This is a genomic window from Citrobacter sp. wls613, from assembly GCF_005281195.1.
Lineage (GTDB): Bacteria > Pseudomonadota > Gammaproteobacteria > Enterobacterales > Enterobacteriaceae > Citrobacter > Citrobacter gillenii.
On sequence record NZ_SZXN01000051.1, the window covers coordinates 7,628 to 20,690 of the forward strand.

The 13,063-nt window shown below is 52.9% G+C and carries 12 protein-coding genes; 8 read left to right on the top strand and 4 right to left on the bottom strand.

The genetic code is table 11. The features are described 5' to 3' along the window. A partial coding sequence (locus FDX01_RS23680; RefSeq protein WP_249360919.1) for a helix-turn-helix domain-containing protein occupies positions 1-340 on the top strand: 340 nt, incomplete at its 5' end. A gap of 114 nt (positions 341-454) precedes the next feature. Further along, positions 455-928, top strand: a complete 474-nt coding sequence (locus tag FDX01_RS08625) for a 4Fe-4S dicluster domain-containing protein (RefSeq protein ID WP_117342522.1) — start codon at positions 455-457, stop codon at positions 926-928. A 36-nt stretch (positions 929-964) separates the two neighbouring features. Here FDX01_RS08625 and avtA read toward each other — a convergent pair whose 3' ends face one another. Continuing rightward, a complete protein-coding gene (gene avtA, locus FDX01_RS08630; protein ID WP_223240283.1) occupies positions 965-2,257 on the bottom strand; it encodes a valine--pyruvate transaminase in 1,293 nt (430 codons plus the stop codon). Between the two features lie 134 nt (positions 2,258-2,391). Next, positions 2,392-4,422 (bottom strand): alpha-amylase, encoded by a 2,031-nt coding sequence (gene malS, locus FDX01_RS08635; RefSeq protein ID WP_137399630.1) that lies wholly within the window; start codon positions 4,420-4,422, stop codon positions 2,392-2,394. A gap of 316 nt (positions 4,423-4,738) precedes the next feature. On the opposite strand from malS, the gene FDX01_RS08640 reads away from it, so the two are divergent. Further along, positions 4,739-5,563 (top strand): protein bax, encoded by an 825-nt coding sequence (locus FDX01_RS08640; protein WP_096759137.1) that lies wholly within the window; start codon positions 4,739-4,741, stop codon positions 5,561-5,563. A gap of 85 nt (positions 5,564-5,648) precedes the next feature. Here FDX01_RS08640 and xylR read toward each other — a convergent pair whose 3' ends face one another. Beyond that, entirely contained in the window at positions 5,649-6,827 is a 1,179-nt protein-coding gene (xylR, locus tag FDX01_RS08645; protein ID WP_137399631.1) for a D-xylose utilization transcriptional activator XylR, read from the bottom strand. Positions 6,828-7,189: 362 nt separating this feature from the next. On the opposite strand from xylR, the gene xylA reads away from it, so the two are divergent. From xylA to yiaB, 3 genes are all read left to right on the top strand, one after another. Further along, positions 7,190-8,512 carry a xylose isomerase gene (gene xylA, locus FDX01_RS08650; RefSeq protein ID WP_096759139.1) on the top strand — a complete coding sequence of 441 codons (1,323 nt, stop codon included), beginning with the start codon at positions 7,190-7,192 and terminating at the stop codon, positions 8,510-8,512. Positions 8,513-8,584: 72 nt separating this feature from the next. After that, the gene (gene xylB / locus FDX01_RS08655) at positions 8,585-10,039 is read left to right on the top strand and encodes a xylulokinase (RefSeq protein ID WP_115257198.1); all 1,455 of its coding nucleotides are present in this window, start codon (positions 8,585-8,587) and stop codon (positions 10,037-10,039) included. Positions 10,040-10,206: 167 nt separating this feature from the next. Next, on the top strand, positions 10,207-10,554 hold the full coding sequence (gene yiaB / locus FDX01_RS08660) for an inner membrane protein YiaB (RefSeq protein WP_115257199.1): 348 nt from the start codon (positions 10,207-10,209) through the stop codon (positions 10,552-10,554). A 13-nt stretch (positions 10,555-10,567) separates the two neighbouring features. Here the strand turns inward: yiaB and FDX01_RS08665 are convergent, their stop codons facing one another. Then, positions 10,568-11,563, bottom strand: coding sequence for an acyltransferase (locus tag FDX01_RS08665; protein WP_137399632.1), 996 nt, complete (start codon positions 11,561-11,563; stop codon positions 10,568-10,570). Between the two features lie 175 nt (positions 11,564-11,738). Here FDX01_RS08665 and FDX01_RS08670 point away from each other — a divergent pair, with 175 nt between their 5' ends. Together FDX01_RS08670 and glyQ are read left to right on the top strand one after the other, a co-directional pair. Then, positions 11,739-12,047 carry a YsaB family lipoprotein gene (locus tag FDX01_RS08670; RefSeq protein WP_115257200.1) on the top strand — a complete coding sequence of 103 codons (309 nt, stop codon included), beginning with the start codon at positions 11,739-11,741 and terminating at the stop codon, positions 12,045-12,047. 95 nt (positions 12,048-12,142) lie between these two features. Next, entirely contained in the window at positions 12,143-13,054 is a 912-nt protein-coding gene (glyQ, locus tag FDX01_RS08675; RefSeq protein WP_001168551.1) for a glycine--tRNA ligase subunit alpha, read from the top strand. Positions 13,055-13,063 lie beyond the last annotated feature (9 nt).

The following is a 13,063-nucleotide window of genomic DNA, read 5'->3' on the forward strand; positions in this document are numbered from 1 at the left end:
TAATGCGCTGGCGTGGAAAGCGCAGCAAATGATACATACTCAGTTCCATTTACCCCTATCAGCCTCATTGCTGGCGAAAGAGCTGCATTGCAATGCAGACTATCTGGGGCGTGTATTCCGGGGTGTTTTTCGGCTGACGTTAACCGAAGCGCTGCATCGCCAGCGGGTGAGGGCGGCAGAAAAGCTGTTGATCAGTGATTCGCTGTCGCTGACCGAGGTGGCGTTTAAATGTGGATTTAACGACGTGGGGTATTTTCGCAAAATTTTCCGTACGCACACCAGTCTGACCCCGGCGGCGTGGAAGCGCCGTTACTGCAAAGAGCATATTAATTCGGCGTAGTTGCTCCTGCCTGGCTCATACACCTGACAAAATTCCACCGTTTCCCCTGTCCGATCAAAGCGGTGGGGGCCGGCTCTCTGGCACTCTGTGGTTTTAACGGCGACGGAGAAGGCAATGAACGGGTTTATTATGGCGGATGCGGCGAAATGCATTGGATGTCGAACCTGCGAAGTGGCCTGCGTCGTCGCGCATCAGGAAAACCAGACGTGTGCGACGGTCTCCTCCGGGGCATTTATCCCGCGTATTCGGGTGATTAAAGACGACGCGTTTACCACGGCGGTAACGTGTCATCAATGCGAAGACGCACCTTGTGCGAATGCCTGCCCGACCACCGCTATTCGCCGCGAACATGGGCATATCTTCGTGGAACAGGCACGCTGCATTGGCTGTAAGAGCTGTATGCTGGCCTGTCCGTTTGGGGCCATGAATGTGGTTGCACAGCGCTCGCGGGTGCAGGCGGTTAAATGTGATTTGTGCTGGCATCGCGAAACGGGCCCGGCGTGTGTAGAATCCTGCCCGACCCGTGCGTTGCAATGCGTTGACGCCGCAAAAATTCAGCAGCAGCGTTTGCGTTCACAGCCGTTGTAATGCGTGACCCGACCGATTAGGCGGTCGGGTTTGCCATCAGCCTTCACGCCAGGCGCGTTCTATCTCTTCAGCCAGAATCTTCACGCCAGCCTCGATTTTCTCCGGCTCCGGAACGTAGTTCATCCGCATGCACTGGTGGGTGTGCGGCCACGGCTTGTCCAGCCCCGGGAAGAAGTAATCACCGGGAACCATCAACACGCCGCGTGCTTTCAGGCGCTGATACAGCAGCTCGGTGGTGATAGGCAAGTCCTTGAACCACAGCCACAGGAAAATCGCCCCTTCTGGTTTATGGATCAGGCAGCGCTCTTCGGATAAGTAACGGCGAATGATCGCCACGGTCTCCTGAACGCGCTGATAATAAAACGGCTTGATCACGGTCTCCGACAGGCGCAGGAGATCGTTGCGTTTAATCATCTCGCACATGATAGCCGGACCCATACCGCCAGGGGCAAGGCTGATGATGCCGTTCATGTTGGTGATCGCGGTGATGATTTTTTCATTGGCGATAATAATACCGCAGCGCGAACCTGGCAGCCCGAGCTTGGAAAGGCTCATGCACAGTACAATGTTGGGGTTCCACAGCGGACGGGCTTCGCTAAAGATAATGCCGGGGAACGGGACGCCATAGGCATTATCAATGACCAGCGGAATACCGTGCTGATTGGCGAGGCGGTCCAGCTTCAATAACTCTTCGTCAGTAATCACATTGCCTGTCGGGTTGGTGGGGCGTGACACGCAAATCATGCCGGTCTCTTCGCCAATGTGCAGGTGTTCAAAGTCAACGTGATACTTAAACTGACCTTCCGGCAGCAGCTCGATATTCGGGCGCGCAGAGACGAAGAGCTCCTCTTCCAGCCCGGAATCGGCATAGCCAATGTATTCCGGTGCCAGTGGGAACAGGACTTTTCGGGTGGTCCCGTCGGCGCGACGTCCGGCGAAAAGATTGAATAAGTAGAAAAACGCGCTCTGACTGCCATTTGTCAGTGCAATATTTTGTGGTTCGATATCCCAGCCCAGCTTCTCGCGCAGCAGCGTGGCCAGTTCGGCCAGTAGCTCGGTTTTCCCTTGTGGACCGTCATAATTACAAAGCGCATCAGTGACTTTGCCGTTTTCCAGCATCTCGGCTAGCAGAGACTGGAAGTACTCCTGCATCTGTGGGATTTGCGCCGGGTTACCGCCGCCAAGCATGATCGCGCCGGGCGTACGTAAACCGTCGTTGAGGTCCTCCATCAGGCGGGTGATGCCTGAATGGCGGGTAAATTTGTCGCCAAAAAGTGAGAATGTCATAGCAGGTGGTCTGTCGAGCTGAGTAATAAAGTGGCTAACCATAGCGCTACCTATGGCGGGGTGCAAATCAGGCCTGTGAGACTAAATTGACGTTTTGTGCTACACATTTGTAACAGGGTGGTGTTTTGTTTTGTATAACGCTTCTCGCCCCACCGGGTACGAGAAGCCAGGTAGGATTAGGGCTGACCTGCCCAGATGACCATCACTTTGTCGTCACCGTGCTCGCGGGAAAATCCGTATCCTTGTTTCAACGTCAGCGTGGTTTGTTTACCGGCACCGATGGCGGCATGTCTGGCCCTGAACTGGCTGATTTTCTGCCAGTGTGCGACGCTGGCGGCCGATTTGCCGCTGACGTCCTGCCAGTTCATATCGGATCGCGTGCCTTGTAAAGGGTCTGAGCCGGTCGGACCGAAAGGACGCGCGGACTCGTCACCGTAAAACAGCTGCACCGCGCCCGGAGCCAGTAGCAACAGCTCGGCGGCTTTATCTCCACCTTCGCGGAACAGGCGCGTGTCGTGCGATGAGAGATAACTCAGAACGTTAAAATCCTGCAATTTATCCGCCATCTGCTGCCAGGTGAGATCCATATTGGCCAGGCAGTCGACGGCGCTGGCTGCCTGCTCCTGATAATCAAAATTGATCATCGCATCAAAGCCATGGCGGTAATACTCACTGCGCATAACGCCGTGACCCCAGGCTTCACCAGTCATCCAGAACGGTTTATCATCCAGCGCTTTGTCTGGGTTGGCTTTCTTCCATTCGGCCAGCGCTGCGCTGGCCTGGGCTTTCAGCTGCTGCCAGGCGGGAAGTTCGACGTGCTTGGCGGTATCGACCCGAAACCCGTCAATCCCGTAGTCACGCACCCACTGACTGAGCCAGTGGGTCAGATAATCTCGTGGCGCGTAGCCCGCAATGGCTTTGGTGTGGGTATCCGGTTTGTTATTGTAAAACACCGGTAACCCGGAAGGCGTGTTGGACTCGGTTTTCAGATCGGGCAGGAAGGCCAGCGACATCGTCAGGTCGTCAAAACCGGGGCTGTCGTAGTCGCCGATGTCGGTACGGATCCAATTTTTCCCCCACCATTTTTCCCAGGCGGCTTTATCACTGAAATTGATGTAATCATTAAAGCTGTGCCAGCTCTGTCCGGCGGCGGGCTTCCAGTCCGTCCAGCGTTCACCGAGCGTATGTTTCAATTCATCGCCCGATAAATATAACGCGCCAAACTGATAAGCCTGCATATCGGCCAGCGTCGCGTAACCGGCATGGTTCATCACCACATCGAACAGAATGCGGATACCGCGCTGATGAGCGCCATCGACCAGCGCACGCAGATCGGCTTCGTTGCCCATATTGGCATCAAGCGTGGTCCAGTCCTGCGTGTAATAACCGTGATAGGCGTAGTGGGGGAAATCCCCTTTGGTGCCACCGCCTACCCAGCCGTGAATCTGCTCAAACGGAGCGCTGATCCACAGGGCGTTAACGCCTAACTGTTGCAGATAGTCGAGTTTGCTGGTGAGGCCACGTAAATCGCCACCGTGAAACGTCCCAATCTCCTGCATGCCGTCGTTGTGGCGACCGTAGCTGTGGTCATTGGTCGGATCGCCGTTTTGAAAGCGATCCGTCAGTACGAAATACACTGTGGCGTTATGCCAGTCGAAGGGGGCAGGGGCGTCCGTTTCTGCGCGTTCAAGCAGTAATAGCCCGTTGCTACTGGCTGCGGGTTGGAGGGTGATTTGACCGTGCTTAACCATTGCCGTCTGCTGGCTGTAGTAATCACGCACCACGGCACCTTCAGGGAAAGTCTGACTCACATCCAGCGTCAGCGGTGAGCCATCCCATTTCGGACACTGGCGAATCAGGTTGCTCACCGGCTCAACGGCGGATGCTAGTGACAGCATCAACGTTGGCGTTCCGGAGCGGGTATCCACTTCCAGCGTGTAACTACCGTCTTTGAATAAACGCCACTGTGGTGGCTCGCCTGTGCAAGGTTTTAGCGACAGCATCTGGTTGAGTTTAATGGTTTCGGCAGGCTGCCAGCACTGTTGGTCAAAATTTAGTATTAAAGGACGGGTACCCTTCGTCAACGTTGCATGGCTGACAAACTTACCCGTACCCTCCACTTCGAAGGTGGGGAACCCTTGAGAAGTCCATGACGAGGCGATGGTGATGCCTGGCATAAGCGCCAGCGCAAAGGCGGCAAGTTTCATAACGCTGTCCTGAATGCTGCGATTTTAGCCAGTTTGCCAGCGAATTACGGTCGGAGACTCATCCTTTGGGTGGATTCCGCCAGGATGAGACGTGAGGGTGAGCGATCGTGCGCAAAAAACGGCATTATTTTGCGATAACACCCGCATTTTCTTCGAATTAATACCAATCTTAACCGTTAGCGCGTGACATAGTTTCGGAATTGGACTATTCCTTTGGGTGCTCTTGACGGCTATTTTTGCTATGATTTGAGATTCATCTCTCATTTTTATGAAAAATATAAGGTGTTGGAATGTATAAATCCGACCAGGAGACCTAATGATATTGACTCCCATTCGACGATATGGGGCCATGATTCTAATGTTACTCACCATTGCATTTTCCGGTGAGGTGCTGGCAAAGACACACACGGCAACAACGAGTCAGAAGCCCCAGGCAACCAAGACAAGTAATACACAGGTAAGCAGTAAACAAGAGTATTCTCGCAATAGTGCAAAGAGTAGTTCACTTCCTGATTTGCGAAAATACCCTTCCGGAACACCAAGGAAAAAAGCGTTTCTCCGGACGGTTATGCCTTACATTACTAGTCAAAATGCGGCCATTACTGCTGAACGTAACTGGCTGATTTCAAAGCAGTACCAGAATCGCTGGTCGCCAAGCGAGCGTGCGCGCATGAAAGATATCGCCAAACGCTACAAGGTGAGCTGGTCTGGCAACACGCGTAAAATTCCGTGGAACACGCTGCTTGAGCGCGTGGATATTATCCCTACCAGTATGGTGGCAACCATGGCTGCGGCAGAAAGCGGCTGGGGTACGTCGAAGCTGGCGCGTAGCAACAATAATCTGTTTGGCATGAAATGTGTCAAAGGTCGTTGCACCAATGCGCCGGGTAAGGTGAAAGGCTACTCTCAGTTTGACTCGGTGAAAGAGTCAGTGACGGCTTACGTCATTAATCTGAATACACATCCGGCATACTCTTCCTTCCGTAAGTCACGCGCTCAGCTGCGTAAAACCGATCAGGAAGTCACCGCCACGGCTATGATTCATAAGCTGAAGGGGTATTCCACCCAAGGGAAGAGCTACAACAACTATCTGTTCGCGATGTACCAGGATAACCAGCGCTTAATTGCAGCGCATATGTAATTCCTGCGCCTGATGGCGCTACGTTTATCCGGCCAACACGATGACTCGTCGGCCGGATAAGGCGCAGTCGCCATCCGGCAACACATCACATCAGCACTTCGCTGTTCACATCGCGGTATTCTTTTGGCGTCGTGTCGTACTCTTTCTTGAACACCGAATAGAAATACTGCAGAGACGGATAACCGCACATCTGTGAAATCTCGTTGATGGAAAGCGTGGTGGAAATCAGCAGGCTGCGCGCTTTCTCCAGCTTTTCGGCATGGATCACCGCATGAATGGTCTCCCCGACCTCCTCTTTAAAACGCTTCTCCAGATTCGACCGTGAAATCCCCACCGAATCCAGTACCTGTTCGACCTTGATGCCCTTACAGGCATGGTTGCGGATGAAGTGCATCGCCTGAATAACGGCCGGATCGGTAAGTGAACGGTAGTCGGTTGAACGACGTTCCACGACGCGTACTGGAGGGACCAGAATGCGTTGTAGCGTCGGCTCTTCGTTCGCCAGCACGCGGTGCAGGAGTTTTGCGGCCTGATAGCCCATCTGACGAGCACCCTGAGCAACGGATGATAACGCCACGCGCGACAGGTAGCGGGTCAGTTCTTCGTTATCAATGCCAATGACGCACAGTTTCTCCGGTACCGGAATATGCAGATGTTCACAGGCCTGCAAAACGTGCCGTGCACGCGCGTCGGTGACGGCGATAATCCCGGTTTGCGGCGGCAGAGTTTGCAGCCAGTCGGCTAACCTATTTTGTGCGTGTTGCCAGTTTTCTGGTGCTGTTTCCAGGCCCTGATAGACCACGCCACGGTACTTCTCTTTCGCTACCAGTTGGCAAAAGGCATATTCACGCTCCTCGGCCCAGCGTTTGCCGCTGGAAGGTGGTAGACCGTAAAATGCAAAGCGGTTCACCCCTTTTTCTTTCAAATGCAGAAAGGCGCTTTCAACCAATGCGTGGTTATCGGTGGCAATGTAGTGGACCGGTGGATAATGTTCAGCAAGATGGTAAGAACCCCCGACGCCAACGATGGGGACATCGACATCGGCAAGTAATTGCGCAATGTCATCGTCGTCATAATCGGCAATAACACCGTCGCCTAACCAGTCTTTAATATTATCAATACGCGCGAGAAAATCTTCCTCGATGAATATATCCCATTCAGATTGCGACGCTTGTAAATATTCACCCACGCCCTCAACCACCTGGCGGTCGTAGGCTTTATTGGCATTAAATAAAAGAGTGATACGGTGACGTTTATCAAACATAAGAGCCTGTCCTGGAAAGGGTGAATATGGGCCTGTCGATACTACCAAAACCGTGGATAATGCTGCCTGATTATGTGTGACAAATTTTTGATTTGCGTAGCGCTACGCAAAACTCACATACCCTAAGCGGGAAGGCAATTGTCATATCTTATCCGCGGATTATGGTTTTTAGTTTATTCATCAGGATTCGATCCCGATCGTCTTTTTATTTCTTTATTTAGCGCGTTTTTTTGGGAGCCAGCGCACATTTGGGTATTCTCTTAATAGCGGTGTGAAATAACGTAATTGAGCAATAAATCAGGAAATTCCAGTATGGCGATATCGCAGTTTACTTGCCGTATTACCTGATTATGGAGCTTATTATGCAGGCTTATTTTGACCAACTCGACCGTGTTCGTTTTGAAGGGACAAAATCCACTAACCCGCTCGCATTTCGCCATTACAATCCTGATGAGAAAGTGTTAGGCAAGCGTATGGAAGATCACCTGCGTTTTGCCGCCTGCTATTGGCACACTTTCTGCTGGAATGGTGCAGACATGTTCGGCATGGGAGCCTTTGACCGCCCATGGCAGCAACCCGGTGAAGCGCTGGCGCTGGCGAAACGCAAAGCGGATGTGGCGTTTGAGTTTTTCCACAAGCTGAACGTGCCTTACTACTGCTTCCATGATGTAGATGTTTCGCCTGAAGGTGCTTCGCTGAAAGAGTACAAAAACAACTTCGCGCAGATGGTTGATGTGCTGGGCGCTAAACAGGAACAAAGCGGCGTGAAGCTGCTGTGGGGGACGGCAAACTGCTTTACTAACCCACGTTACGGCGCAGGTGCGGCTACCAACCCGGATCCGGAAGTGTTCAGTTGGGCGGCCACCCAGGTGGTGACTGCCATGGATGCTACGCATAAATTAGGCGGCGAAAACTATGTTCTGTGGGGCGGTCGTGAAGGCTATGAAACCCTGCTTAATACCGATCTGCGTCAGGAACGCGAGCAGATTGGCCGTTTCATGCAACTGGTGGTTGAGCACAAACACAAAACCGGTTTTCAGGGTACCTTGCTTATCGAACCGAAGCCGCAGGAGCCGACCAAACATCAGTACGACTACGATGCGGCGACCGTTTACGGCTTCCTGAAACAGTTCGGCCTGGAAAAAGAGATCAAACTGAATATCGAAGCCAACCACGCCACGCTGGCTGGCCACTCGTTCCACCACGAAATCGCCACCGCGATCGCGCTGGGCCTGTTTGGCTCTGTCGATGCCAACCGCGGAGATGCGCAGCTGGGCTGGGATACCGACCAGTTCCCGAACAGCGTGGAAGAGAATGCGCTGGTGATGTACGAAATCCTGAAAGCGGGTGGTTTCACCACGGGAGGCCTGAACTTTGATGCCAAAGTGCGTCGCCAGAGCACCGATAAATACGATCTGTTCTATGGTCATATTGGGGCGATGGACACCATGGCACTGTCGCTGAAAATCGCAGCTCGCATGATTGAAGATGGCGGCCTGGATCAGCGCGTTGCAAAACGTTATGCCGGTTGGAATGGTGAGCTGGGCCAGCAAATTCTGAAGGGCCAGATGACGCTGACCGAAATTGCGCAGTACGCTGAACAACATAATCTGGCGCCGGTGCATCAGAGCGGTCATCAGGAACAGCTGGAAAATCTGGTAAACCATTATTTGTTCGACAAATAACGGATCGTTAAGAACGTTCGTCAGCCCGGATAGCTTTGCGCTGCCGGGCATTTCTTTAAGGAACGATACCCTATGTATATCGGGATAGATCTGGGCACATCAGGCGTAAAGGCCATACTGCTGAATGAGCAGGGTGATGTTGTGGCCTCGCAGACGGAGAAACTCACGGTTTCGCGTCCTCATCCGCTATGGTCGGAGCAGGATCCTGAACAGTGGTGGCTGGCAACGGATCGCGCCGTCAAAGCACTGGCTCAGCAACATTCACTCAGTGAGGTGAAGGCGCTGGGGATTGCCGGTCAAATGCACGGTGCGACGCTACTTGATAATCAGCAGAAGGTATTGCGCCCGGCGATCCTGTGGAATGACGGACGCTGCGCACAAGAGTGCGAGATACTGGAAAACCAGGTTCCAGAGTCTCGCGGCATCACTGGCAATCTGATGATGCCGGGTTTTACGGCACCCAAATTGCTGTGGGTTCAGCGCCATGAACCGGAGATTTTCCGCCAGGTTGATAAAGTCCTGCTGCCGAAAGATTACCTGCGTTTGCGTATGACCGGGGAATTCGCCAGCGATATGTCTGATGCCGCCGGTACGATGTGGCTGGACGTTGCGAAGCGCGACTGGAGCGACGTCATGCTGGCAGCCTGTCACCTGACCCGTGCGAATATGCCTGCGTTATTTGAAGGCAGCGAGATTACTGGCACGTTGTTGCCTGCGGTCGCGCAAGCCTGGGGCATGTCCGAGATCCCGGTGATTGCGGGTGGCGGAGATAACGCGGCAGGCGCGGTTGGCGTCGGTATGATGAATGCCGGTCAGGCGATGCTTTCGCTGGGCACGTCCGGTGTTTACTTTGCGGTAAGCGACGGATTCCTCAGTAAACCAGAAAGTGCGGTACACAGTTTTTGTCATGCTTTACCTGAAAGATGGCATCTGATGTCCGTTATGCTCAGTGCGGCATCCTGCCTGGACTGGGCGGCAAAATTAACCGGGCTGAGCAGCGTTCCTGCGCTAATAACTGCGGCACAACAGGCGGATGAGCAGGCTGAACCCGTCTGGTTTTTGCCGTACCTGTCGGGTGAACGTACGCCGCATAATAATCCGCAGGCGAAAGGCGTCTTTTTTGGTCTGACGCATCAGCATGGGCCGGCAGAACTGGCGAAAGCAGTGCTGGAAGGCGTGGGATTCGCGCTGGCAGATGGTATGGATGTGGTGCATGCCTGTGGTGTTAAACCGGCCAGCATTACGCTCATTGGCGGCGGGGCGCGCAGCGAGTACTGGCGCCAGATGCTGTCTGATATCAGCGGGTTGCAGCTGGATTACCGTACCGGTGGTGACGTTGGTCCTGCGTTGGGGGCGGCACGTTTGGCACAAATTGCGATGAATTCCGATAAGCCATTATCTGACCTATTGCCTCAACTGGCGCTGGAACAGGCGCATTATCCTGACGCAGATCGCCATGCGCTTTATTTGCAGCGTCGCGAAACCTTCCGTCGTCTCTATCAGCAATTGCTGCCGCTGATGTCATGATCATATTTCCCCTCTGCTAAATGGAGGGGATTTTTATAATCTATGTGTTTTTTAAATTAATAAGTTACGTGCATGGATTTATTCTGAAAATATAACTTAGTGCTATTTTTCTGTGTTGTCTTTAGTGGGTTATTCATATTGTATCCGTGATGGATAAGGAGATCCCAATGAAGACTACGAGGTTTATGGCATGGCTATTATTCCTTTCGGGTGCACTCATTTACGTTATTGGTTTATGGCGCGCCTGTCCCTTATTGAACGGGAAAGGATACTTTCTGGGTGTCCTGATGACAGGGATGTTTGTGACGTACGCTTACCAGCGTGCTGAAAATAGTAATCAGAATGACGAACACTTTACGCGTGTGTGCCAGATGGTGGCATTGATAACAGTAGGGTTGCTGCTGCTGGGGATGCTGAACGCTCCCTTGTCACTCATCGAAATGGGCGCCTATCCAATGGCATTCTTCGTGTGTTTAGCGGGGCAAATTATGCTGATGCGCCCGCTAAAAGAGTAACGACGGGTGAGTGTTAACTCACCAGTCGGCGTGTATCGATGCGTTGCAGCAGAACCGAAAGTAGCAGGCTGCCCGCCAGCGTGGCGCTGAAAATCCACAGCATATCCAGCGGCGGCCAGTTCTTGAGCTCGATACTGTTAGTGCGCAGCGCATGAATGATCAGCGCGTGGAAGCCATAGATACCCAGTGAGTGGCGGGAAATCAGGCCCAGTACGGGGACAGTGCGTGCGCTAAGGGTGTTTTTGACCAGCGTCAGCAGCGAGACTGCGCAAATAAATACGGCTGGGCCGCAGTAGAGATACCAGGTGTCGGCAAAATTCCCTCGCCAGCGGAGCTCGTATAAGGTTCCGCGAGAGATAACAAAGACGGCGGTGACGCACAGTGCCGCACTGACCCAGGTGAGTGCGCGTTTTTGTGTATTCATCATGCCAATCGCCCTGCCCAGCAAGCCGTACAGGATGTAATAGACCGTGTCGCCGCTGATGTACAGGTTGATGGGCAGCCACTCAACGCCCCCCATTTTTAGCGAGACGGTGTTGGGATTAGCAACGATGCCAAGCACCACCATCAGCGCCAGCAGCATTTTTCCGCTAATACTTTTCACTTGAATCAGCGGTGAGACCAGGTAGATGACGGCGATGGCGAAGAAAAACCACAGGTGATAGAACACCGGTTTTTGCAGCAGATTTTTCAAAGACAGCTCGGCGTTAATCGAGGTGAACAGTGAGATGTAGGCCAGTGCGACGGCGCTATAAAACAGAACGCAGAGCGCAATACGGAGAAAATGTCGCGGCTGGGCGCTGCGCTCGCCAAAGAAAAGAAAGCCTGAAATCATGAAAAACAGCGGTACGCTGACGCGTGAAGCTGAATTGAGCACATTGGCAAGATCCCAGGCTAACGGGCTGACGCTGTGCGCATTGGTGATGTACCAGGTGGTGGTATGGATCATAACCACCATTAAACAGGCAATCCCGCGCAGGTTATCAATCCAGAAAATTTTGGGCTGCATCAGTTCCTCTGTTTCCATTAAAAAAAGTCTGACTGGCATTTCGCGGATGTATCTCACTGGAATAATCTGAGTTTTTACGCTAAAGCTTGTGATGGTCCGATGAGATTCTCAAAATAGGATCCGTTTCCAGACAGTAATAATAATAAGACTGACCCGCAAATCAGAGGGTAATAAAATGATGATGAAGTATTTCTTTCCCGCGATGGCTGCCCTCCTGCTGGCAGGATGCGCGGACCCACAGCCGCCGGCACCGACTCAGAAAGCGCAAAAGGCCAAAGTGAGCTCTTCACGTTCGCTGGATATGGAAGCATTATGCAAAAATGAAGCGGCTGAACGTTATAACACCGGGACGCAGAAAATAGACGTAACCGGCTTCGAACAGTTCCAGGGCAGCTATGAGATGCGTGGTTCTACCTTCCGTAAAGAGAGTTTTGTCTGCTCATTTGACGCAGACGGGCAGTTTTTGCACCTTTCCATGCGCTAAGTTCCTCCTTTTTCCCGTTTCGTACTGTATATCTTGCAGCTAGCGGGTATACTGATCGCTTCCTTTAAATCCACACGTATCCAGCACGAAATAATATGCAAAAGTTTGATACCAGGACCTTCCAGGGCTTGATCCTGACCTTACAGGATTACTGGGCTCGCCAGGGCTGCACCATTGTTCAACCATTGGACATGGAAGTCGGCGCGGGTACTTCTCACCCAATGACCTGCCTGCGCGCGCTGGGGCCGGAGCCGATGGCGACTGCTTATGTGCAGCCTTCTCGTCGTCCGACCGACGGTCGCTATGGCGAAAACCCGAACCGCTTACAGCATTACTATCAGTTCCAGGTCGTCATTAAGCCGTCCCCGGACAACATTCAGGAGCTGTACCTTGGTTCGCTGAAAGAGCTGGGTATGGATCCAACCATTCACGACATCCGTTTCGTGGAAGATAACTGGGAAAACCCAACGCTGGGTGCCTGGGGTCTGGGTTGGGAAGTGTGGCTGAACGGCATGGAAGTGACGCAGTTCACCTACTTCCAGCAGGTTGGTGGTCTGGAATGTAAGCCTGTGACCGGAGAAATCACTTACGGTCTGGAACGTCTGGCGATGTACATTCAGGGCGTAGACAGCGTTTACGACCTGGTCTGGAGCGACGGCCCGCTGGGTAAAACCACTTACGGCGATGTGTTCCATCAGAACGAAGTCGAGCAGTCGACTTACAACTTTGAATACGCTGACGTGGACTTCCTGTTCACCTGCTTCGAGCAGTATGAGAAAGAAGCCCAGCAGCTGCTGGCGCTGGAAAACCCACTGCCGCTGCCTGCTTACGAACGTATTCTGAAAGCCGCCCATAGCTTCAACCTGCTGGATGCGCGTAAAGCCATCTCCGTCACCGAGCGTCAGCGTTATATTCTGCGCATTCGCACCCTGACCAAAGCAGTGGCAGAAGCTTACTATGCTTCCCGTGAAGCCCTTGGCTTCCCGATGTGCAACAAAGACAAATAAGAGGCGGCC

Coding starts and splice junctions, on each gene's coding strand:
- FDX01_RS08625 (WP_117342522.1), top strand. CDS start 455: ATGAACGGGTTTATTATGGCGGATGCGGCGAAATGCATTGGATGTCGA.
- avtA (WP_223240283.1), bottom strand. CDS start 2,257: ATGGTTAGCCACTTTATTACTCAGCTCGACAGACCACCTGCTATGACA.
- malS (WP_137399630.1), bottom strand. CDS start 4,422: ATGAAACTTGCCGCCTTTGCGCTGGCGCTTATGCCAGGCATCACCATC.
- FDX01_RS08640 (WP_096759137.1), top strand. CDS start 4,739: ATGATATTGACTCCCATTCGACGATATGGGGCCATGATTCTAATGTTA.
- xylR (WP_137399631.1), bottom strand. CDS start 6,827: ATGTTTGATAAACGTCACCGTATCACTCTTTTATTTAATGCCAATAAA.
- xylA (WP_096759139.1), top strand. CDS start 7,190: ATGCAGGCTTATTTTGACCAACTCGACCGTGTTCGTTTTGAAGGGACA.
- xylB (WP_115257198.1), top strand. CDS start 8,585: ATGTATATCGGGATAGATCTGGGCACATCAGGCGTAAAGGCCATACTG.
- yiaB (WP_115257199.1), top strand. CDS start 10,207: ATGAAGACTACGAGGTTTATGGCATGGCTATTATTCCTTTCGGGTGCA.
- FDX01_RS08665 (WP_137399632.1), bottom strand. CDS start 11,563: ATGCAGCCCAAAATTTTCTGGATTGATAACCTGCGCGGGATTGCCTGT.
- FDX01_RS08670 (WP_115257200.1), top strand. CDS start 11,739: ATGATGATGAAGTATTTCTTTCCCGCGATGGCTGCCCTCCTGCTGGCA.
- glyQ (WP_001168551.1), top strand. CDS start 12,143: ATGCAAAAGTTTGATACCAGGACCTTCCAGGGCTTGATCCTGACCTTA.